At 51.3% G+C, this 22,855-nt stretch carries 20 protein-coding genes; 6 read left to right on the top strand and 14 right to left on the bottom strand.

Annotated features, from left to right (window positions below; all coding sequences use genetic code 11):
* Positions 1 to 38 precede the first annotated feature (38 nt).
* Both purH and purD read left to right on the top strand, forming a co-directional pair.
* Positions 39 to 1,628 (top strand): bifunctional phosphoribosylaminoimidazolecarboxamide formyltransferase/IMP cyclohydrolase, encoded by a 1,590-nt coding sequence (purH, locus tag BZJ19_RS14060; RefSeq protein ID WP_077676100.1) that lies wholly within the window; start codon positions 39 to 41, stop codon positions 1,626 to 1,628.
* A gap of 21 nt (positions 1,629 to 1,649) precedes the next feature.
* Positions 1,650 to 2,939 (top strand): phosphoribosylamine--glycine ligase, encoded by a 1,290-nt coding sequence (purD, locus tag BZJ19_RS14055; RefSeq protein WP_077676099.1) that lies wholly within the window; start codon positions 1,650 to 1,652, stop codon positions 2,937 to 2,939.
* A gap of 52 nt (positions 2,940 to 2,991) precedes the next feature.
* On the opposite strand, the gene BZJ19_RS14050 is transcribed toward purD, so the two are convergent.
* Positions 2,992 to 3,663: a DUF1481 domain-containing protein gene (locus tag BZJ19_RS14050; RefSeq protein WP_077676098.1), complete on the bottom strand. Its 672-nt coding sequence runs from the start codon at positions 3,661 to 3,663 to the stop codon at positions 2,992 to 2,994.
* Positions 3,664 to 3,725: 62 nt separating this feature from the next.
* Positions 3,726 to 3,998: a nucleoid-associated protein HU-alpha gene (gene hupA, locus BZJ19_RS14045; protein ID WP_069586989.1), complete on the bottom strand. Its 273-nt coding sequence runs from the start codon at positions 3,996 to 3,998 to the stop codon at positions 3,726 to 3,728.
* Between the two features lie 224 nt (positions 3,999 to 4,222).
* On the opposite strand from hupA, the gene BZJ19_RS14040 reads away from it, so the two are divergent.
* Positions 4,223 to 5,317, top strand: coding sequence for a CNNM domain-containing protein (locus BZJ19_RS14040; protein WP_077676097.1), 1,095 nt, complete (start codon positions 4,223 to 4,225; stop codon positions 5,315 to 5,317).
* 52 nt (positions 5,318 to 5,369) lie between these two features.
* Here BZJ19_RS14040 and BZJ19_RS14035 read toward each other — a convergent pair whose 3' ends face one another.
* Positions 5,370 to 5,957: a YjaG family protein gene (locus BZJ19_RS14035; RefSeq protein WP_077676096.1), complete on the bottom strand. Its 588-nt coding sequence runs from the start codon at positions 5,955 to 5,957 to the stop codon at positions 5,370 to 5,372.
* A gap of 92 nt (positions 5,958 to 6,049) precedes the next feature.
* On the opposite strand from BZJ19_RS14035, the gene BZJ19_RS14030 reads away from it, so the two are divergent.
* The gene (locus BZJ19_RS14030) at positions 6,050 to 6,955 is read left to right on the top strand and encodes a D-2-hydroxyacid dehydrogenase (protein ID WP_077676095.1); all 906 of its coding nucleotides are present in this window, start codon (positions 6,050 to 6,052) and stop codon (positions 6,953 to 6,955) included.
* Positions 6,956 to 7,552 carry a uracil-DNA glycosylase family protein gene (locus tag BZJ19_RS14025; RefSeq protein WP_077676094.1) on the top strand — a complete coding sequence of 199 codons (597 nt, stop codon included), beginning with the start codon at positions 6,956 to 6,958 and terminating at the stop codon, positions 7,550 to 7,552. It abuts the gene before it with no gap.
* A gap of 31 nt (positions 7,553 to 7,583) precedes the next feature.
* On the opposite strand, the gene hemE is transcribed toward BZJ19_RS14025, so the two are convergent.
* Entirely contained in the window at positions 7,584 to 8,648 is a 1,065-nt protein-coding gene (hemE, locus tag BZJ19_RS14020) for a uroporphyrinogen decarboxylase (protein WP_077676093.1), read from the bottom strand.
* A 219-nt stretch (positions 8,649 to 8,867) separates the two neighbouring features.
* The gene (gene nudC, locus BZJ19_RS14015; RefSeq protein ID WP_077676092.1) at positions 8,868 to 9,638 is read right to left on the bottom strand and encodes an NAD(+) diphosphatase; all 771 of its coding nucleotides are present in this window, start codon (positions 9,636 to 9,638) and stop codon (positions 8,868 to 8,870) included.
* 144 nt (positions 9,639 to 9,782) lie between these two features.
* Between nudC and BZJ19_RS14010 the strand changes: the two genes are divergently transcribed.
* On the top strand, positions 9,783 to 10,268 hold the full coding sequence (locus BZJ19_RS14010; RefSeq protein WP_077676091.1) for an Rsd/AlgQ family anti-sigma factor: 486 nt from the start codon (positions 9,783 to 9,785) through the stop codon (positions 10,266 to 10,268).
* Between the two features lie 110 nt (positions 10,269 to 10,378).
* On the opposite strand, the gene rpoC is transcribed toward BZJ19_RS14010, so the two are convergent.
* The 9 genes from rpoC to BZJ19_RS13965 all read right to left on the bottom strand — a co-directional run.
* Entirely contained in the window at positions 10,379 to 14,593 is a 4,215-nt protein-coding gene (rpoC, locus tag BZJ19_RS14005) for a DNA-directed RNA polymerase subunit beta' (protein WP_077676090.1), read from the bottom strand.
* Positions 14,594 to 14,677: 84 nt separating this feature from the next.
* Positions 14,678 to 18,703, bottom strand: coding sequence for a DNA-directed RNA polymerase subunit beta (gene rpoB / locus BZJ19_RS14000; RefSeq protein WP_077663323.1), 4,026 nt, complete (start codon positions 18,701 to 18,703; stop codon positions 14,678 to 14,680).
* 228 nt (positions 18,704 to 18,931) lie between these two features.
* Positions 18,932 to 19,300, bottom strand: a complete 369-nt coding sequence (rplL, locus tag BZJ19_RS13995; protein ID WP_077676089.1) for a 50S ribosomal protein L7/L12 — start codon at positions 19,298 to 19,300, stop codon at positions 18,932 to 18,934.
* A gap of 57 nt (positions 19,301 to 19,357) precedes the next feature.
* Positions 19,358 to 19,846 carry a 50S ribosomal protein L10 gene (rplJ, locus tag BZJ19_RS13990; protein WP_069587000.1) on the bottom strand — a complete coding sequence of 163 codons (489 nt, stop codon included), beginning with the start codon at positions 19,844 to 19,846 and terminating at the stop codon, positions 19,358 to 19,360.
* A 228-nt stretch (positions 19,847 to 20,074) separates the two neighbouring features.
* Positions 20,075 to 20,779, bottom strand: coding sequence for a 50S ribosomal protein L1 (gene rplA, locus BZJ19_RS13985; protein WP_069587001.1), 705 nt, complete (start codon positions 20,777 to 20,779; stop codon positions 20,075 to 20,077).
* A 4-nt stretch (positions 20,780 to 20,783) separates the two neighbouring features.
* The gene (gene rplK / locus BZJ19_RS13980; RefSeq protein WP_069587002.1) at positions 20,784 to 21,212 is read right to left on the bottom strand and encodes a 50S ribosomal protein L11; all 429 of its coding nucleotides are present in this window, start codon (positions 21,210 to 21,212) and stop codon (positions 20,784 to 20,786) included.
* Positions 21,213 to 21,334: 122 nt separating this feature from the next.
* Complete coding sequence (gene nusG, locus BZJ19_RS13975; RefSeq protein ID WP_069587003.1) at positions 21,335 to 21,880, bottom strand: transcription termination/antitermination protein NusG; 546 nt, start codon at positions 21,878 to 21,880, stop codon at positions 21,335 to 21,337.
* Positions 21,881 to 21,891: 11 nt separating this feature from the next.
* Positions 21,892 to 22,263 (bottom strand): preprotein translocase subunit SecE, encoded by a 372-nt coding sequence (secE, locus tag BZJ19_RS13970; protein WP_077676088.1) that lies wholly within the window; start codon positions 22,261 to 22,263, stop codon positions 21,892 to 21,894.
* A gap of 232 nt (positions 22,264 to 22,495) precedes the next feature.
* Positions 22,496 to 22,855: EF-Tu C-terminal domain-related protein (locus BZJ19_RS13965; protein WP_235608244.1), on the bottom strand; the 360-nt coding region annotated here is incomplete at its 5' end.

Here is a 22,855-nt window from a genome sequence, read left to right as displayed (position 1 = left end):
TGATAAGCATTCAATCTGTCAGTGAAGAGAACTAAGCCATGGAAAATCTGCGTCCTATTCGTCGCGCGTTACTCAGCGTGTCTGATAAAACCGGTGTGGTCGAGTTTGCCCAAGCACTCGCCCAACGCGGTGTCGAACTGCTATCGACCGGCGGTACTGCCCGTTTACTCGCAGAAAACGGCCTTGCGGTCACCGAAGTCTCCGAGCATACCGGCTTCCCAGAAATGATGGATGGCCGCGTGAAAACCCTCCACCCCAAAATTCACGGCGGCATTTTGGGCCGACGCGGTCAAGACGATGCGGTGATGGAAAGCCATCAGATCGCACCGATTGATATGGTAGTAGTGAACCTCTACCCGTTCGCACAAACCGTTGCCAACCCAGATTGCACACGCGAGCAAGCCATCGAGAATATCGATATCGGCGGCCCAACCATGGTGCGCTCAGCAGCGAAAAACCATGCCGACGTCACCATTGTGGTGAACAGCCAAGACTATGATCGCGTGCTGACCGAGATGGATCAGCACCAGCTGTCTTTAACACATGCCACGCGCTTTGATTTAGCCATTGCCGCGTTTGAGCACACCGCGGCCTACGATGCCATGATTGCGAATTACTTTGGCACCCAAGTCCCCGCCTACCATCACGCCGAAGAGAGCCAAGATTCGCCGTTCCCGCGCACCCTGACGCAACATTGGGTCAAAAAGCAAGACATGCGCTATGGCGAGAACAGCCATCAGGCGGGTGCCTTTTATACTGAAGCCCAACCGCAAGAGGCCTCGGTGGCGACGGCCACCCAACTACAAGGCAAGGCGCTGTCTTATAACAATATCGCTGACACCGATGCGGCATTAGAGTGCGTGAAAGAGTTTGAACAGCCTGCTTGCGTGATTGTAAAACACGCCAATCCGTGTGGCGTTGCCATCGGTGAAGACTTACTCAGCGCCTATCAACGTGCTTATCAAACCGATCCTACCTCAGCATTTGGTGGCATTATTGCCTTTAACCGTGAACTGGACAGCGACACAGCACAAGCCATTGTCGAACGTCAATTTGTTGAAGTGATCATCGCACCGCGCGTCAGTGAGGCCGCCAAAGCGGTGGTTGCGGCAAAGAAAAACGTACGCCTTCTCGAGTGTGGCCAATGGCAAGCACGCACCACAGGTTGGGATAGCAAGCGCGTCAATGGTGGCTTGTTAGTCCAAGCCCGCGACCAAGGCATGGTCGGTTTAGACGATTTGCGTATTGTCACTGAGCGTCAGCCCACAGACAAAGAGCTAAACGATGCGCTATTTTGCTGGAAAGTGGCAAAATACGTGAAATCAAACGCGATTGTGTATGCCAAAGACAGCATGACCATCGGCGTGGGTGCCGGCCAAATGAGCCGCGTCTACTCGGCGAAGATAGCCGGCATTAAAGCGGCCGATGAGCAGCTCGAAGTGGCCGGTAGCGTGATGGCCTCCGATGCCTTCTTCCCTTTCCGTGACGGCATTGATGCTGCGGCAAAAGCTGGGATCACCTGCGTTATCCAGCCGGGTGGCTCGATGCGTGATGAAGAAGTGATTGCCGCCGCCAATGAGCATGGCATGGCGATGGTCTTTACCGGTATGCGCCATTTCCGCCACTAAGTGGGCGATGAAGGAGAACACATGAAGGTATTAGTTATTGGTGGCGGTGGCCGCGAACATGCGCTGGCGTGGAAAGCCGCCCAATCATCCAATGTTGAGATAGTGTATTGTGCGCCGGGAAACGCCGGCACCGCGCATGAAACCAAGTTGAGTAATATTGCGATCGCGGCTGATGACGTTGAAGGGTTACTGGCCTTTGCCCGTGAGCAACAGATTGACTTAACCATCGTGGGTCCTGAAGCCCCCTTGGTGTTAGGTGTGGTCGATGCCTTCCGTGAGCACGGCTTGACCATCTTTGGTCCTACCCAAGCAGCGGCACAACTTGAAGGTTCGAAAGCCTTCAGTAAAGACTTTTTAGCGCGACATGGCATTCCCACCGCTGACTACCAAACCTTTTCGACGGTAGAGCCCGCATTAGCCTACATCGAGGAAAAAGGCGCGCCCATTGTGGTCAAAGCCGACGGCCTTGCTGCTGGAAAAGGGGTCATTGTCGCGATGACCGAACAAGAAGCCACCGAGGCAGTGCGCGATATGCTCTCGGGCAATGCGTTTGGTGAAGCCGGTCACCGCGTGGTCATCGAGGAATTTCTGCAAGGTGAAGAAGCAAGCTTTATCGTCATGGTCGATGGTGAGCATGTACTCCCAATGGCCACCAGCCAAGACCACAAACGGGTCGGAGAAGGCGATACCGGCCTTAATACCGGCGGTATGGGTGCATACTCGCCTGCGCCTGTGGTCACCGATGCAATCCATCAACGTGTGATGGACGAGGTAATCATGCCAACAGTAGAAGGCATGCGCGCCGATGGTGTGCCGTATACGGGCTTTCTATACGCTGGCTTGATGATCAGTGCCGATGGGACGCCAAAAGTGATTGAGTTTAACTGTCGCTTTGGCGATCCGGAAACCCAACCGATTATGATGCGCTTGCAATCTGACTTGGTTGAGCTTTGCTTGGCAGGCACGCAAGGACGCCTTGATAAGGTCGAGTCTCACTGGGATCCGCGTGCAGCCGTGGGCGTGGTCTTAGCCGCTGGTGGCTATCCGGGTGACTATCGCAAAGGGGATCGTATCTCTGGGTTACCCACCGATAGCGAGACCGCCAAAGTGTTTCACGCAGGGACAGCACTAAAAGACGGCGATATCGTGACCGCTGGCGGGCGTGTACTCTGTGCTACCGCATTAGGTGAGAATGTGACCACGGCAAAACAAGGGGCTGATACGCTGGCTGCCATGATCCAATGGCCGGGCTGCTTTTACCGCCGTGATATTGCCCATCGCGCCATCGCACGCGAGAACGTCACATCATAAGCGAATCAGTGACCGTCACACCATGCCACAATGCGTCCTCTGGGCGCATTTTTTATTCTGCCAATAGCTGAGGACGGGTTAAGCACGCCTTTTCACGGCGCACCAAAACCAAGGCATCGATGGTATCTTTGCCAATACCGGGATTCCCAGCGCCAATTACAAAGGTACCCGGCTGGAGCAGCTTGCGTACCACCACGGGCGGGATCGCATCATCAAAGACCCAACGCTGCCGATCGCCACGGCAATCTACCCAATATTCACCTATTCGCTGTCCCTGCAAGACAGACACATTGCGCGCGATTTGGCCTTGGGCTTGGTCGAGGATCTGATTGGACTCTTGATAGAGGCGCGTTAACGCAGCACTGTCGAGGGGAATAATCGCGCCATCTTGGCGATAGCGTTGAAATACAGGTTCGCCACTGGCATCAAAACGGACGTGGAGAGAAAAAGGGACACGCGTATTGTCTGCGAGCTGTTTACCTTCACGCTTTAAAGCGCGTAACTGGCCATCTCGCCACACATATTCGCCGCGATACTCGCCGTAATCCCCTTGCCAAACATGCTCTGACAAGCTGATTGGGCGCCCCTGTTGGCTATCGAGCCAATAGACCGCACTGTGGTCACCAACAACGGAGGCTGTTACCCGTGTGACAGGCTTAGGGGGTTCGCCACGGCCACAGGCCGTGAGCAGTATGATCAGCGATAACGCCCATACTCTTCGCATTTTGCGTCACCCAGAGACAAAAACGCCATAGCAGAGGCTATGGCGATAATGACGATTGACGCTTACTTAACCGCGTCTTTCAGTGCTTTACCTGCCACAAAGGCTGGCACGTTAGCCGCTGAAATTTGGATCTCTTGACCCGTCTGTGGGTTACGACCCGTGCGCGCTGCACGGTGGTTTACTTTAAACGTACCGAAGCCAATCAGTTGCACCTGCTCGCCTTCTTTTAGGGCACCTTCAATTCCGCCCAAAGTCGCTTCCAGTGCTGCTTTTGCTTGCGCTTTTGAAAGGTCGGCTTTTTCAGCGATCAGGTCGATCAGTTGGGTCTTGTTCATTATGTCTTCCCTTCTAGGTTTTTTTAGAGACGAGCTCACTCTAATTCAAAAGAAGCCCGACTGGCAAAGGTTTGTGGCGCTTGGTGAGACTATATGGAGGCTCTTTAACCACAAACTGAGCGCGATCTCACAATTTGTTGCGCTTTTTCTCATTTGAATGGTTGTAAAAGCCCGCCACTGGCCTGATCTTTAAGGGGACGACTGGCTTTCATACTCGGGAATATATGCTGACTCTTGTCCTATTTATCTCATTATCTATTGGTGTATCGTTCATTTGTTCTGTGCTTGAAGCAATTCTATTGAGTATTACGCCAAGCTATTTGGCGAATCTCCGTCAGCAAGAACACCCAGCCGCGGCAAAACTAACCGCCTTAAAAGATAATATCGACCGGCCTCTGGCTTCGATCCTTACCTTAAACACCATTGCGCACACCGTGGGGGCAGCAGGCGCAGGGGCACAAGCAGCCAATGTGTTCGGTGATGCATGGGTTGGCGTATTCTCCGCAATACTCACACTGGCCATTTTATTGCTCTCCGAGATTATCCCGAAAACCATTGGTGCCAACTTCTGGCCGCAATTGGCGCCAGGGGCGGCGATTGTATTGAAGTGGATGGTATGGGGCCTAACCCCCTTTGTGTGGGTGTCTGAGCAAATAACCAAACGTCTGAGCTCTGACGCGACCCATGTCAAACTGCGTGATGAAATCTCGGCCATGGCGCTGCTCGCCTCAGAAAGTGGTGAAATGGGTGAAGATGAAACCCAGATGCTCAACAATATGTTGAAACTACGTGAGCTCCCTGCCACGCAGTTGATGACCCCACGCCCGGTGCTCTTTCGTGTCCCGGCGGAGATGAGTGTAGATACCTTTTTAACCGAGCACAGTGATTGTCCCTTCTCGCGTCCATTGATTTATGGCGAACAGCGTGATGATATTTTAGGTTTTGTCCACAAATCCGATATCTATGCCGCCAAGACACGCGGGGCTCGGCGTACCACCTTGGGTGATCTTATGCGTCCACTCGCGGTGATTTTACCTGGCAATAGCGTATTACAAGCGTTCGATATCTTAATGATCCGTCGCGCGCAATTGGCGATGATCGTGGACGAGTACGGGACGGTGCAAGGGATTATCACGCTGGAAGATATTTTCGAGTACTTAACCGGCCGCGAGATCATTGATGAAGCGGATACTGTCACCGATATGCAGCAATTGGCCTACCAGCGTTGGGAGTCATGGAAAAAGCAGCATAAGATGATTGAGAGCCAAGACGACGATGAACCGCCGGTACAGCGTCAATCGGATGAATCATCGGGATAACCTAAACACAAAAGGCGGCCGAAGCCGCCTTTTTTATCTCATTTTCCACCGTTCAGAGACTTAATCCTAAGTTGCTCACACCCGCCTCGCGTAACTCTTGGCGAATGCCTTTCAGCATCTCAACGTCGCGGGTTTCCGCACTTTTCAGTACCCGGAAAATCGCCCACTGCGCGTCCCATTCGTCACACACAGCTTCATTCGCCTTCTGGTTTTCATCGGTGACTGCATCGCCGGTTTGTGCTTCTTCGAGTTGCGCGACGCTCATCACCGACTGCTGGCTCACTTTCAGCGTAATGGTCAGCATTTCATCACGGTCAAGCAACGCGTGAAGAAGGTGTGATAATGCCGCGCAGGCATCAATGGCTGGATAAGTGAGGTAAATCGCGTCATCGGTGAGCGCAGGGATCAATGGTTCCAGCTTTTCTAGCTGTCGCTCAAAGTCAATTTTGGCCCCTTTCACTGTTTGTGATTCCCACACTGCATCAAGAATATTGCGAAACGCTTGAGGGTCGGCAAATTCAGTTTGCGCACAGTAAAGGGCATAGTTAGGGTACATACGCTCCACCAGCGCAGCCATAAAACTGACGTGCTGCCAAGTCTCACATTTTTCCAAACGCAGTTGTAAGGGGTTTCTTAACATAGCCAATTGATCTTAAATAACGGGGGACAATTGTCCGTCGGTAAATTGGGTGCAAGTGTACTTGATTCACCGTCCCATAAAAAGGAGCCTTTGTGGATAAAGTTTATGTGATCAGTGAGCATGCTGCGACCTACCATCAATTACTGGCAGCGGCCCAACTCCCCGATCTCGCCCTCACCCATAACGCAGCAGAGGCCACGATCTGGCTAGCTGACCCACCGCTTGCCGCGTCAAAGCTGCCTCATGCCAACGCGTTGCGCTGGTTGCAATCCACCTTCGCTGGGACCGATGCGCTGATTCAGGCGCCGTTCCGCCACTATCAGCTCACTAATGTGCGCGGTATTTTTGGCCCCTTGATGGCCGAATATGTTTTCGGACACCTACTGACGAATACTCGCCATATTAGTCAGTACGCCAAACAGCAAGCGCAGTGTCACTGGCAGCCTCAGCCCTATCAGTCATTGCATGGACAAACGCTCGCCATTTTAGGCACAGGAGCGATTGGCCAGCATATCGCGACCGTCGCTCACGCGTTTGGCATGACGGTACTGGGCACCAACCAAACCGGCCGGCCTGTCGAGGCGTTTGATCACACCATGACACTGCCCGAATTGCAGCAACGGTTGCATGAGGTTGATGTGTTAGTTAGCACCTTGCCCGCCACAGACAAAACACACCAATGCCTGAATGCGGCGTTTTGGCAGCATGCGCAGGATCTTTTCTTTATTAACGTCGGGCGCGGTGCCACCGTGGATGAGCCCGCCCTGATCCACGCACTGGAGGCGAAGCAGCTTCGCGGCGCGGTCTTGGATGTGATGCAACAGGAGCCCCTGCCCGAGTCGCATCCGTTTTGGACACACCCCAAGGTGACAGTGACACCGCATATTGCTGCCGTTAGCTTCCCCGATCAGGTCTTTAAGCTGTTTACGGATAACTATCGGCGCTGGCATGCTGGCGAGCCTTTGTTCCACCACGTCGATTTTGATAAAGGGTACTAGATGACGTTTTCGGATTTGGAGACAGCGTTATCCGCAGCGCAAGCATGCCGATTATGCCGACATTGGCTACCTGATGGACCTCGTCCCGTGATCCAAGCCAGTACGGATGCGCGGGTACTGATTATCGGCCAAGCACCCGGTAGACGCGTCCATGAGAGTGGCCTGCCCTTTAATGATCCCAGTGGCGACCGCTTACGAGAATGGCTGGGGGTCACGCGCGAGCAATTCTATCAGCCTGACTTATTTGCCATTATGCCGATGGGGCTATGCTATCCGGGCAAAGGTAAATCGGGCGATCTACCACCTGCCCGCATTTGTGCGCCTGTGTGGCACAAGGCAATCAAAACGCATCTCTCTCAGGTGTCTGTCACCTTGCTGATTGGCCAGTATGCACAGCAGTATTATTTAGCCAATAAGCCCAAAACATTGACCGAAACCGTCAAACACTGGCAGCAGTGGGCACCGCACACTTTTGTGCTACCTCACCCCTCGCCCAGAAATACATTATGGCTCCGTCGTAACCCATGGTTTGAAGAACAGGTAGTGCCAGCCTTGCAAGCGCAGATCCAACAGGCGTTGTTCACTGCACCGAGGTAAAAAAACGCTCGCCATTGGCGAGCGTGCTAGCTTAGTCGTGATACGGACGGGAAAGCTCATGTACCGCATTGACAAACACACCAGCGTTTTCCGGCGGGACATCGAGGTGGATCCCGTGGCCGAGATTAAAGACATGACCCGTCCCTTCGCCAAATCCTTCTAGGATAGTCGCAACCTCTTGACGGATACGATCGGGCTGGGCATAGAGCATGGACGGATCCATATTACCTTGCAGGGCCACTTTATCGCCAATCCGTGCTTTTGCATCAGCAATATCGATTGTCCAATCTAACCCCACGCCATCACAACCGGTCGCCGCGATTTTCTCAAGCCACATTCCGCCGTTTTTAGTAAACAAGGTCACCGGGACACGACGGCCTTCATTCTCACGGATCAGGCCATCCACGATTTTATGCATGTATTGGAGAGAGAAGTCATGATAATCGCGCGGGGTTAATACCCCACCCCAAGTATCAAAAATCATCACCGATTGGGCGCCCGCTTTGATTTGCGCATTCAAATAGCTGGTCACGCTATCGGCAAGCTTATCGAGTAATGCATGCAGGGTTTGTGGCTCGGCATACATCATCTTCTTGAGCTTGGTAAAAGCTTTCGAACTGCCTCCTTCGACCATGTAGGTAGCGAGCGTCCAAGGGCTGCCGGAAAAACCAATCAAGGGAACGTCTCCGTTCAATCCGCGACGAATGGTGCGTACAGCATTCATCACATATTGCAGCTCGCCTTCAGGATCGGGAATGCCAATTTTATCGACGTCCGCCTTACAGGTAATCGGGCGCGCAAACTTCGGCCCCTCTCCGGTCTCAAAATACAAGCCCAGTCCCATCGCATCGGGAATGGTCAAAATGTCGGAGAACAGGATAGCGGCATCGAGATCAAAGCGGCGTAATGGTTGTAAAGTCACTTCACACGCCAGCTCTGCATTTTTACACAATGACAGAAAATCACCGGCTTGCGCACGTACTTCGCGGTATTCTGGCAGATAGCGACCAGCTTGACGCATCATCCACACGGGGGTGCAATCCACTGGCTGTTTGAGTAAAGCGCGTAAATAGCGATCGTTTTTCAGTTCAGTCATTGTGTTAAAGCCTGTGAGCGAAAAGAGGCGTCATTGTATCACTGTCGAGTCGCAACAAAAGCCAACCTTTGTTAACAGGATCATAAAACTGTCATCCTAAGGGTGGGCGATGATTGCTGCTTTTCTCACCACATGATACAACCAACGCATAACGACAATAGGTCTGCGAAAGACAATTATGTTCGCATCTTACCCCGGCTTCCCTACGGCCGGGTTTTTTTATTCCTGCGCGAGTGTGCAGCTTGCGTCAATCAAGCGCCGCGCAATGGTCCCTTGAGGTGCGACTGGCGGGAGTGATTGGCAGTCAAACCATTGTGCATCCGTCAATTCCTCATAATCTGGCCGTAGCTGACCGCCTGCATAGTCGGCCAAAAAGCCCATCATAACATTGGAAGGAAAGGCCCACGGCTGGCTATCCATATAACGGATATCTTTCACCTCAATCCCCGTTTCCTCTTTGACCTCGCGCGCCACGCACTGTTCGAGCGTTTCACCGGGCTCAACGAATCCGGCAATCACGGTATACATACCGGTTTTATGCCGTGGATGCTGTGCCAGCAGTAGTCGCTTATCATCGCGTACCGCCACGATCACACAAGGCGAGACACGCGGATAATCATGACGCTGACAGACGGCGCACCACATCGCCACCGACTGTGTATCCAATGCCGCACGGTGGCCACAGCGACCGCAAAATGCTTGCTGCTTTTGCATCACATCAAGCTGAACCACTCGTCCCACTAGCGCAAATAAGTCAGCTGGTAAATCCGATAATAGCGCTCTCAAGCCCGCCATCTCATCACTCGGTAGCATGGTGTTACAATTCCATGCCCCCACCACTGGGATGTGTTGATAATGACCAACGGTGATCGTCGTCCGCACCGTAAACGGCAATTCTGATAGGGGTAACAAAGGCAATGTTCCCTGAGGGAGCCAGAGTTTTCCGTCGACAATCGCGCACAAATAGACGGCTTGTTGATTCTGAGACATGGTCACTTCCTTAGCCTTGCAGCTATACTTGAATACTGGCAATCTAACTTCATAACGTGATGCAAAGGATTGAGCAGCCCGTTAATTTTAAGTTGGCCGTATATAGTGCCACCCATTCGCTGATCGATCACGAGGACGCCGATCATGCTGAAAAAACTTGAACGTACTAAAGCACAATGGAGCGGTTACGATGACGTCATCGATTACTGGCTCGAGTTACGTCGTCAGCTGCTGGTTGAATACTACAACGTGGCAGGTGTCGCGGTAAAAAAGAAGCAGAATCTGCCGAGCAAAGAAGAAATTGACCGCTTCTGCGATCACTTGGTCGATTACATCTCCACGGGACATTTTAAGATTTATAACATGGTCATGGAGCGATGGCAGTCTACCGGCTTTTCGGCAACACAAGAAACCGATAACTTGTATTTCCGTATTGTTGACACCACGGATCCCCTGCTCGATTTCAACGACAAGTTTAGTGAGCTTGATTGGGATGATGAGGACTATCACTTCCCCGACTTTGATGAAGACATCTCATCGGTCGGCGAGCTGCTGGAACAACGTTTCGAGTTAGAAGACACGCTGATTCGTGTCATTGCAGACAGCTTAGCCTACCCGCCGGGCGCCTAAGAATAAGCACCGAATCCGTCGCCTCTTGGCGGCGTTTTTTTTGCGCACTAGGGCAGAAAAACAAAAGGCACCTCCGAGGAGGTGCCTTTTCAATGGTGCAAGACAATCACTTAATTGTCGTCGTTCAGTCCTGCATTCAACAGTGCTGCCAGATCTTGTGAGGCTTGCTCAGCATCAATCTGTGGTGCAACAGGCTGTTCAGGCTCAGCACGTTTGGCTTGGCGATCTTTATGATACGCGAAGCCAGTACCGGCTGGGATCAAACGACCCACAATCACGTTCTCTTTCAGACCACGTAAGTCATCACGTTTACCCGCTACGGCTGCTTCTGTCAGCACGCGCGTGGTTTCCTGGAACGATGCCGCTGAGATGAATGACTCAGTCGCCAACGAAGCTTTAGTGATACCCAGCAGGTCACGACCATAGGTCGCTGGACGCTTGCCTTCCGCTTCAAGTTCACGGTTAGCAATGGTCACGCGTGAGTATTCCACTTGCTCGCCTTCCAAGAAGTCGGTATCACCCGCAGACTTAATGGTCACCTTACGCAGCATCTGACGCACGATGGTCTCGATGTGCTTATCGTTGATCTTAACGCCTTGCAGACGGTAAACGTCTTGAACTTCGTTGGTGATGTACTCAGCCACTGCGTGAACACCACGCAGACGCAAGATGTCGTGCGCTGATTCTGGACCATCCGCGATCACATCACCTTTCTCGACTTTTTCACCTTCGAATACGTTGAGCTGACGCCATTTTGGAATCATCTCTTCGTAGGCTTGGCCTTCTTCTGGGGTGATGATCAGGCGACGTTTACCTTTGGTTTCTTTACCGAAGGAAACAGTACCTGTGATCTCCGCCAAGATAGCTGGCTCTTTTGGCTTACGCGCTTCGAACAGGTCAGCAACGCGTGGCAGACCACCGGTGATATCCTTGGTACCGCCGCTTTCTTGCGGGATACGCGCCAAGGTGTCACCAATGCCAACGTTCGTGCCGTCATCCAGCTGAACAATTGCGTTACCTGGCAAGAAGTATTGAACCGGCATATCAGTGCCTGGGATCATCATGTCATTGCCTTGCGCATCAACCAGTTTCACTGCAGGACGCTTATCTTTACCGGATGATGGGCGCTCAGAGGCATCCATGACCACGATAGAAGACAGACCAGTCAGTTCATCAGTTTGACGCTGCATGGTGACGCCATCAATCATGTCTACGAAGCGAACGCTACCTTCTACTTCGGTGATGATTGGCATGGTGTGCGGATCCCAGTTAGCAACAACGTCGCCAGCTTCAACCGCTTCACCATCTTTCTTGCTCAGCAAGGCACCGTAAGGCACTTTGTAGCTTTCTTTCGTACGACCGAACTCATCAACAATGGTCATCTCTGACGCACGCGAGGTAATCACTAGCTTACCGTCGCTGTTGGTCACCGATTTCACATTGTGCAGGTGCATAGAACCTTTGTTCTTCACCTGGATGTTGTTTTCTGCCGCCGCACGCGATGCCGCACCACCGATGTGGAACGTACGCATGGTCAGCTGTGTACCTGGCTCACCGATAGACTGTGCCGCGATAACGCCCACAGACTCACCGTGATTCACCAAGTGACCACGCGCCAAGTCACGACCGTAACAGTGTGCACAACAACCGAAGTCAGTTTCACAGGTTACGACAGAGCGTACTTTTACCTTATCGACAGAGTGCTGCTCAAGAATGTCACACCACTTCTCATCCAACAGGGTGTTACGTGGTGCAAGCACCTCGTCAGTACCCGGTTTCAGCACGTCTTCAGCCACGACACGACCCAACACACGCTCACGCAGTGCTTCTTTCACGTCACCGCCTTCGATAACCGCCATCATGTGGATACCGCCTTCGGTGCCACAATCGGTTTCGGTCACGACCACGTCTTGGGCGACGTCAACCAGACGACGAGTCAGGTAACCTGAGTTCGCTGTCTTCAATGCGGTATCCGCAAGCCCCTTACGCGCACCGTGCGTAGAGATAAAGTACTGAAGAACGTTCAGACCTTCGCGGAAGTTCGCCGTGATTGGCGTTTCGATGATAGAACCATCTGGCTTCGCCATCAGACCACGCATACCGGCTAGCTGACGAATCTGTGCCGCAGAACCACGTGCGCCTGAGTCGGCCATCATGTAAACACTGTTGAACGACTTCTGGGTTTCTTCTTCGCCGTCACGGTTAATCACTGTCTCGTTAGACAGGTTATCCATCATGGCTTTTGCAACTTGTTCGTTCGCTGCAGCCCAGATATCGATCACTTTGTTGTAACGTTCGCCTGCGGTAACCAGACCAGATTGGAACTGCTCTTGGATTTCCGCAACTTCTGCTTCTGCTGCTTCGATCAAGTCGTACTTGGCTTGTGGGATCACCATGTCGTCGATACCGACAGAGGTGCCCGACAGTGCCGCGTAGGCAAAACCGGTGTACATGATTTGGTCAGCAAAAATAACTGTGTCTTTCAGACCCAGCTTACGGTAACAGGTGTTGAGCAAGTTAGAGATTTGCTTTTTACCCAGCGGCTGGTTAACCAATTCAAATGGCAGGCCTTCCGGCACGATGGTCCACAGCATGGCACGACCGACGGTGGTATCAACCAGTGATACTTTCTCGGTACGAGCGCCCATCTCATCGATATCAACTTGCTTGATACGCACTTTTACGCGCGTATGCAGTTCAGCATGGCCAGTACGGTAAACCTTTTCGGCTTCGCCTGGGCCAGCCAAGTACATACCTTCGCCTTTGCCGTTCACCTTCTCACGGGTCATGTAGTAAAGACCCAGTACCACGTCCTGAGACGGTACGATGATAGGATCACCGGATGCTGGCGATAGGATGTTGTTGGTCGACATCATCAACGCACGCGCTTCGAGCTGGGCTTCCAGCGTCAGCGGTACGTGAACAGCCATCTGGTCACCATCGAAGTCGGCGTTATAGGCCGCACACACCAATGGGTGTAGCTGAATCGCTTTACCTTCGATAAGCACAGGCTCAAACGCTTGGATACCCAAACGGTGAAGTGTTGGTGCACGGTTTAGCAAGACAGGGTGTTCACGGATGACTTCATCCAAGATATCCCATACCACGGCTTCTTCGCGCTCAACCATCTTCTTGGCCGCTTTGATGGTGGTCGCTAGACCACGAGTCTCAAGCTTGCCGTAGATAAACGGTTTAAACAGCTCTAGTGCCATTTTCTTTGGCAGACCACACTGATGCAGACGCAAGTATGGACCCACGGTGATTACCGAACGGCCAGAGTAGTCAACACGTTTACCCAGCAGGTTCTGACGGAAACGACCCTGCTTACCTTTGATCATGTCAGCCAGCGATTTAAGCGGACGCTTGTTCGAGCCAGTGATGGCACGACCACGACGACCGTTATCAAGCAGGGCATCCACAGACTCTTGCAGCATGCGTTTTTCGTTACGCACAATGATGTCTGGTGCAGCAAGATCAAGCAGGCGCTTCAAACGGTTGTTACGGTTGATCACACGACGGTAAAGGTCGTTCAGATCCGAGGTCGCAAAACGACCACCGTCCAACGGTACCAATGGACGCAAGTCTGGCGGCAACACAGGCAGCACAGTCAGGATCATCCACTCAGGGTTGTTACCTGATTGCAAGAAGGCTTCCACCAGCTTCAAACGCTTAGTGATCTTCTTACGTTTGGTTTCAGAGTTGGTTTCTTCCAACTCTTCACGCATTTGCTCTGTCTCAACTGACAGATCCATGTTCGCCAGCAGTGCTTTCACTGCTTCTGCGCCCATGCGCGCATCAAATTCGTCGCCCCACTCTTCCAACGCGTCCAAGTACTGCTCTTCAGACAGCATCTGACCACGCTCAAGGTTGGTCATACCTGGCTCAATCACCACGTAGGATTCAAAGTAAAGCACACGCTCGATGTCACGTAGCGGCATGTCCATCAGCAAACCAATGCGTGATGGTAGCGACTTCAGGAACCAAATGTGGGCAACAGGTGAAGCCAGCTCAATGTGACCCATACGCTCACGGCGCACTTTGGTCTGAGTAACTTCAACGCCACATTTTTCACAAATGACGCCACGGTGCTTCAGGCGCTTGTATTTACCACAAAGACATTCGTAGTCTTTGACCGGGCCGAAGATACGTGCACAGAACAAACCGTCACGCTCAGGCTTAAAGGTACGGTAGTTGATGGTTTCTGGCTTTTTCACTTCACCAAACGACCATGAACGGATCATGTCTGGTGAGGCTAGACCGATTTTGATCGAATCAAATTCTTCGGTCTTATGCTGTGCTTTCAGAAACTTAAGTAAGTCTTTCACAATCGGCTCCTGTGAGGAGTTGACCCATAAAGGCGCTGACAGGCAGCGCCTTCATATTCTTACCGGAGAGAGTCAGCCAGCGGCTTACTCGTCTTCCAGCTCGATGTTGATACCCAACGAGCGGATTTCTTTCAGCAATACGTTGAAAGATTCCGGCATGCCCGGCTCCATACGATGGTCGCCATCCACGATGTTCTTATACATCTTGGTACGGCCATTAACGTCATCCGACTTCACGGTGAGCATTTCTTGTAGGGTATAGGCAGCACCGTATGCTTCCAGTGCCCATACTTCCATCTCACCGAATCGCTGACCACCGAACTGTGCCTTACCACCCAGCGGCTGCTGAGTTACAAGGCTGTACGAGCCAGTTGAACGGGCGTGCATCTTGTCATCAACCAAGTGGTTCAGTTTCAGCATGTACATGTAACCCACGGTTACTGGACGCTCAAACTTCTCACCCGTGCGGCCATCATAAAGCGCTAGCTGACCTGACTCTGGCAGATCACCCAGTTTAAGTAGCTCTTTGATCAACGGCTCTGGTGCACCGTCAAAGACAGGCGATGCCGTTGGAAGACCGTCACGTAGGTTGTTCACCAAGGTGCGAACTTCGTCGTCAGTCAGTTTACTGATGTCCACTTTCTGACGGGTATCGCCCAGACTATAGACCTTCTGCAGGAACTCGCGGAATTTCGCCAGCTCTTGCTGCTCTTTGAGCATGCGGTTGATCTTGTCACCGATACCTTTCGCCGCCAGACCCATGTGTGTTTCTAGGATCTGACCAATGTTCATACGTGAAGGTACACCCAGCGGGTTAAGTACCAGATCCACAGGAACACCGTTTTCGTCGTAAGGCATGTCTTCAACTGGGTTAATCTTCGAGATTACACCTTTGTTACCGTGACGACCGGCCATCTTGTCACCTGGCTGGATGCGACGTTTAACAGCCAAGTAGACTTTAACGATCTTCAGTACGCCAGGAGCCAAATCATCACCTTGAGTGATCTTACGGCGCTTGGTTTCGAACTTCTTATCGAACTCGGCTTTAATTTCGTCGTATTGCTCAGCCAGCTGCTCTAGCTGGGTTTGCTGTGCTTCATCATCCAGTGTTTGTGTCAACATGGTCTTACGATCCATGCCGTCTAACTGGTTGTCGGTATAACCGGCTTGAGAAAGCAGTGAACGAACACGCGCTAGCAGACCACCTTCAAGGATAGAGAACTCCTCGGTCAGGTCTTTCTTCGCTTCTTTCAGCTGCATCTCTTCGATTTCGAGTGCACGCTTGTCTTTTTCTACGCCATCGCGAGTAAAGACTTGTACATCGATAACCGTACCTGATACACCGTTCGGCACACGCAGTGACGAGTCTTTCACGTCAGAGGCTTTTTCGCCGAAGATTGCACGCAGCAGTTTCTCTTCTGGTGTCAGTTGCGTTTCGCCTTTTGGCGTCACTTTGCCGACCATGATATCGCCGCCTTTCACTTCGGCACCGATATACACAACCCCTGACTCATCCAGTTTCGATAGCGCTGCTTCACCCACGTTTGGAATATCCGCGGTGATTTCTTCGCTGCCCAACTTGGTATCACGCGCCACACAAGAAAGCTCTTGAATGTGGATAGTGGTTAAACGGTCTTCCTGCGCGACGCGCTCAGAAATAAGGATGGAATCCTCAAAGTTATAACCGTTCCACGGCATGAACGCGATACGCATGTTCTGACCCAGTGCTAGCTCGCCCAAGTCAGTCGATGGGCCGTCAGCCAGTACGTCACCTTTTGCCACTTGGTGGCCCGGCATCACAGTTGGACGCTGGTTAATACAGGTGTTCTGGTTAGAACGGGTGTACTTAGTCAGGTTGTAGATGTCGATACCCGCTTCGCCAGGTACCAGTTCATCTTCATTCACTTTCAGTACGATGCGCGAAGCATCGACTGACTGGATGATACCGCCACGTTTCGCAACCGCGGTGACACCTGAGTCAACCGCCACATTACGCTCGATACCCGTACCAACCAGCGGCTTTTGCGCACGCAATGTTGGAACGGCCTGACGTTGCATGTTCGCACCCATCAAGGCACGGTTCGCATCGTCATGCTCAAGGAATGGGATCAAAGAGGCTGCCACCGATACAACCTGGTTGGTTGCAACGTCCATGTACTGAACATGGTCACGTGGGTGCAGACCTGATTCCCCTTTCTCACGCGCAGTGATCAGTTCATCAGTGAACGAGCCATCTTCGTTCAGCGCGGCGTTCGCCTGCGCAATCACGTAGTGGCCTTCTTCAATCGCTGACAGGTAATCGATTTGATCGGTCACTTTACCGTCAACCACTTTACGGTATGGGGTTTCCAAGAAGCCGTAAGGGTTACAACGCGCAAACGCTGACAGTGAGTTAATCAGACCGATGTTCGGACCTTCAGGGGTTTCGATCGGACAGAGACGACCGTAGTGCGTCGCGTGTACGTCTCGAACTTCAAAGCCGGCACGCTCACGCGTCAAACCACCTGGACCCAATGCAGAGATACGACGCTTGTGCGTGACCTCAGACAACGGGTTGTTTTGGTCCATAAATTGTGACAACTGAGATGAACCAAAGAACTCTTTCACCGCGGCCGAAATTGGCTTAGCGTTGATCAAGTCTTGTGGCATCACATTGTCAAGGTCACCCAGGCTCAGACGCTCTTTAACCGCACGCTCAACACGTACCAAACCAACACGGAATTGGTTCTCGGCCATTTCGCCAACCGAACGAATACGACGGTTACCTAGGTGGTCGATGTCGTCCACTTCACCGATACCGTTACGGATATCGATCAGTTTACGCATCACTTCAATGATGTCTTCTTTGCTCAGTACGCCAGGACCGGTTAGTTCATCACGCCCTAATGAGCTGTTGAACTTCATACGGCCCACCGCTGATAGATCGTAACGATCTTCAGAGAAGAAGAGGCTTTCGAACAATTGCTCTGCCGCTTCTTTTGTTGGTGGCTCGCCTGGGCGCATCATGCGATAGATTTCAACCAACGCAGTCAAACGATCCGTGGTGTTGTCGATACGCAAGGTATCTGACATGTACGGACCATGATCCAAGTCGTTGGTGAACAGGGTTTCGATTTTCTTGTGACCCGCTTGCGACAATTGCGCCAGTGTCTCCAGGCTTAACTCTTGGTTAGCCGAGACAATCACTTCGCCTGTGTCTTGGTTAACGTAATCACGTGCAGAAATCTTGCCTGCGATGTACTCAACCGGCACTTCGATGTGATCGACGTTATCTTTCGCCAACTGACGGATGTGGCGAGCGGTAATACGGCGACCCTGTTCAACATAAACGGTGCCGTTGGCTTCAATGTCAAAGCTGGCTGTTTCGCCACGTAGGCGATCAGGCACCAGTTCCATGACTAGCGCTTTACCTTTGACTTCAAAGACAACTTTATCGAAGAACAGATCCAGGATCTCTTCCGTTGTATATTCCAGCGCACGCAGAATAATCGATGCAGGCAGCTTACGACGACGGTCGATACGAACGTAAACGATATCCTTAGGATCAAATTCGAAATCCAACCATGAACCACGGTATGGGATCACGCGTGCGTTATATAGCACTTTTCCTGAGGAATGGGTTTTACCCTTATCGCTGTCGAAAAAGACGCCCGGACTACGGTGCAGCTGGGATACGATAACCCTCTCAGTACCATTGATGACAAAGGTACCATTTTCAGTCATGAGCGGAATTTCGCCCATATAGACTTCTTGTTCTTTGATGTCTTTAACGGTACCAGCCGGGGCATCTTTATCAAACATCACCAAGCGCAGTTTCACGCGTAGTGGTGCCGAATAGGTTACGCCGCGAATTTGGCATTCTTTGACATCGAAAACTGGCTCACCGAGACGATAGCTAACGTATTGCAGCTCGGAATTGCCGTTGTAGCTCTGAATTGGAAAGACAGAGCGAAAGGCAGCTTCAAGACCGTATTGCCCTTCTGGATCCTGCTCGATAAACTTCTCAAAAGATTCAAGCTGGATCGACAGCAAGTATGGCACGTCCAGAACTTGAGGACGCTTACCAAAATCCTTACGGATACGCTTTTTCTCGGTATAAGAGTAAACCATAGGGTTCCTCAGCTCGCTGATAAGTGACCCAAACTGTCCAGTACAAGGGACAGTGACTAAACAACCACCGTTTAGTGTAGGAAAATCAAAGCGCTTGCTTTGATTTTTTTGCATGGTCAGCAGTGATAAAACGGGGTGGAAATTTCACTACCGCCCTACAGCGCAAAAAGGCCGGTGGCTATTTAGCCACCAGCCAATGCCCTTTCAGGCTAAGAAATTAAGTATAAATTACTTAACTTCAACAGAAGCACCAGCTTCTTCTAGCTGAGCTTTAAGCGCTTCAGCTTCTTCTTTCTCAACACCTTCTTTCAGAGGTGCAGGAGCGCCGTCAACCAGAGCTTTCGCTTCTTTCAGGCCTAGACCAGTTGCGCCACGAACCGCTTTGATAACTGCTACTTTGTTCGCACCAGCTTCTTTCAGGATTACGTCAAATTCGGTTTGCTCTTCAGCAGCACCGCCATCAGCAGCACCACCAGCAACAACTGCTGCTGCAGCTGATACGCCGAATTTTTCTTCCATTGCTTCGATTAGCTCAACAACTTGCATTACAGACATGTCTGCAATTGCGTCTAGGATTTGCTCGTTAGTGATAGACATAACAATTCTCTTTAAAGTCAACAATAATTAGATTAAGCAACCAATGTAAAAGGGCAATTACGCCGCTTCTTTTTGGTCGCGAACAGCGGCAATAGTACGAACCAGCTTGCCTGCAGATGCTTCTTTCAGACCCATCATCAGGCGTGCAATTGCTTCGTCGTACGTTGGCAGTGTTGCCAATACCTCTGGGTCAGTGATCGCACCTTCGAATGCAGCAGACTTGATCTCAAACTCTTTGTTCTCTTTTGCGAAGTCTTTGAAAAGACGCGCAGCGGCACCAGGGTGCTCGTTAGAAAACGCAATCAGAGTTGGACCAACGAAAGTGTCTTTTAGACACTCGTAGTCAGTGCCTTCAACTGCACGGCGAGCCAGTGTATTACGAACAACTTTCATGAAAACGCCCGCTTCACGCGCTTGTTTACGTAGAGAAGTCATCGCATCCACGGTTACACCGCGAGAATCAGCAACTACTGCAGACAGGGCACCACTGGCAGCTTCGTTGACTTCAGCAACAATTGCTTTTTTGTCTTGAAGGTTTAAAGCCATTTGGATTTGCTCCTGGATTGTTTAACACCACTCTCTACAGCTTTGCAGAGAGAGCTTGTACGGTGCAGATCCAAGAAAGACGAGAAATCTATCATGTTCTGGCACCGTCTACGTAGGAAATATTAAGTTCGTAATGAACGCCTACGGTCTTGGACGAAGTCTGTTAAACAGACTCAGCCATAAAATTGTGAAGCGAGAGAGTATAAACTACTCACTCGCTTCTGGCAATTAGCTTGCGCTGGTTTCCAGAGTGTTCTGGTCCAGAGCAACACCTGCGCCCATGGTGGTAGACAGGCTAACTTTCTTAATGAAAGTACCTTTTGCTGAAGTTGGCTTCGCCTTCTTCAGTGCAACCAACAGCGCTTCCAGGTTTTCTTTCAGGCTGTTCGCGTCAAAGTCTACTTTACCGATGGTGGTGTGAACGATGCCGTTCTTGTCGTTACGGTAACGAACCTGACCTGCTTTCGCGTTCTTAACCGCTTCAGCAACGTTAGGCGTTACAGTACCCACTTTCGGGTTTGGCATCAGGCCGCGAGGACCTAGGATAGTACCCAGTTGGCCAACAACGCGCATAGCGTCTGGTGAAGCGACAACGACGTCAAAGTTCATTTCGCCTTTCTTCACTTGCTCAGCCAGGTCTTCCATACCAACGATGTCGGCACCCGCTTCTTTCGCAGCTTCAGCGTTCGCACCTTGTGTGAACACAGCAACACGGATATCACGGCCAGTACCGTGTGGCAGTACAGTTGCGCCACGAACGTTCTGGTCTGATTTACGTGCATCGATGCCAAGGTTGACAGCAACGTCAACGCTTTCAACAAATTTAGCAGTCGCCAGTTCCTTCAGTAGAGCAACGGCTTCGTTGATGTCGTACTCTTTGGTCACATCAACTTTTTCGCGGATTACGCGCATGCGCTTAGTCATTTTAGCCATTGTCTTAACCCTCTACGTTCAGGCCCATTGAACGGGCAGTACCCGCAATAGAGCGTTTCATCGCTTCGATGTCCGCACCGGTCATGTCTGCCGCTTTGGTTTCTGCGATCTCTTGGATCTGAGCGTCAGTCACGGTACCCACTTTTTCAGTGTTTGGACGACCTGAACCAGACTTAACGCCTGCTGCTTTCTTAAGAAGAACTGCCGCTGGCGGAGTCTTAGTAACGAAAGTGAAAGAACGATCGTTGTATACAGTGATAACAACAGGAATCGGCAGACCTTTCTCGATAGATTCGGTCTTCGCGTTAAACGCTTTACAGAATTCCATGATGTTCACACCGTGTTGACCTAGAGCAGGACCAACCGGTGGCGATGGGTTAGCTGCACCCGCTGCAACTTGCAGCTTGATGTAAGCTTCTACTTTCTTTGCCATTATTCAATTACCTAATTTTGGGTACTAACGTCTACCTGACGATAGACTCCCCGTTTAACAAAAGGGCGCGAAATTATAGTCAAATTTCGCGCCCTTGCCAACCGTTGATGATGCTTTTTTGATCAGGTTTTTTCTACCTGGCCAAACTCAAGCTCAACAGGGGTTGCACGGCCAAAGATAGACACAGACACCTTAAGGCGGTTCTTGTCATAGTCCACTTCTTCAACCACACCGTTAAAGTCTGCAAAGGGTCCTTCGGTAACGCGAACCACTTCACCGGCTTCAAAGACGGTTTTGTGTACGGGTGACTCACTCGCTTTTTCAAGACGATTGAGAATCGCATCGGCTTCTTTGTCTGAAATCGGCGCAGGACGATCTGAGGTGCCACCGATGAAGCCCATTACACGAGGAACACTACGTACCAAGTGCCAAGATTCATCGTTCATCACCATTTGTACTAGCACGTAGCCTGGGAAGAATTTACGCTCACTTTTACGGCGCTGGCCTTGACGCATTTCAACCACTTCTTCGGTTGGCACCAAGACTTCACCAAAGTGATCTTCCATTTCGTGCATTTTGATATGTTCACGCAATGACTGCGCAACACGGCTTTCAAAACCAGAGAAAGCCTGAACCACATACCAACGTTTTTTGGGAGCTTCGCTCATGTACTTTTACCTCACACGCCAGTGATTAGGCGGACTAGACGGACCATAATCCCGTCAATGCCCCACAGGATGAGCGCCATAACGACAGTAACAGCCAGAACGATGAGAGTGGTTTGTAAGGTCTCTTGACGCGTAGGCCATACAACTTTACGCACTTCCATACGCGATTCGCGTGCAAACGTGATCGCAGCTTTTCCTTTCATCGTGAGTGCAGCAATACCACCCGCAGCGGCAACTAACACCACTACAGCAGCAGCTCGCACTACCACAGACACGTCACTGTACAGGCTATTCCCTACCACGGCTGCGGCCAACAGGACAAAAACAACACCCCATTTAAGGATGTCCATCGAACCGGATTGGGTCTCAGCGTTCGCTTTCATACATTCTACCTGTAACAAGTCTACATAGACGGCAATGTCTTTGCAGCCAAAACACCGTAATGCCTTGGCAATGACACGCGGTGCTCGTATTTATCACACCTAAGGGTATCAATACGAGCACCAACACGCTGCATTTGTTCACTAAAACTGGGCAAAATAGCAACAATATAAGTGTCAAACGCAGAAAAAGGGCATCAAATGATGCCCTTTTTACTAGTGTTTCGTCAAATCATTATTCAACGATGTTGGCAACAACACCAGCGCCTACGGTACGGCCACCTTCACGGATAGCGAAACGTAGACCTTCGTCCATCGCGATTGGCGCGATCAGGGTAACAACCATCTTGATGTTGTCACCAGGCATTACCATCTCAACGCCTTCTGGCAGTTCGATAGTACCGGTCACGTCAGTTGTACGGAAGTAGAACTGTGGACGGTAGCCTTTGAAGAACGGAGTATGACGGCCGCCTTCGTCTTTAGACAGTACGTATACTTCTGACTCGAACTTGGTGTGCGGGGTGATTGAACTACTTCTGACTCGAACTTGGTGTGCGGGGTGATTGAACCAGGCTTCGCCAGTACTTGACCACGC

The organism is Salinivibrio proteolyticus, assembly GCF_001996165.1.
GTDB lineage: Bacteria > Pseudomonadota > Gammaproteobacteria > Enterobacterales > Vibrionaceae > Salinivibrio > Salinivibrio proteolyticus.
This window is presented reverse-complemented; position numbering and strand designations above follow the sequence as displayed.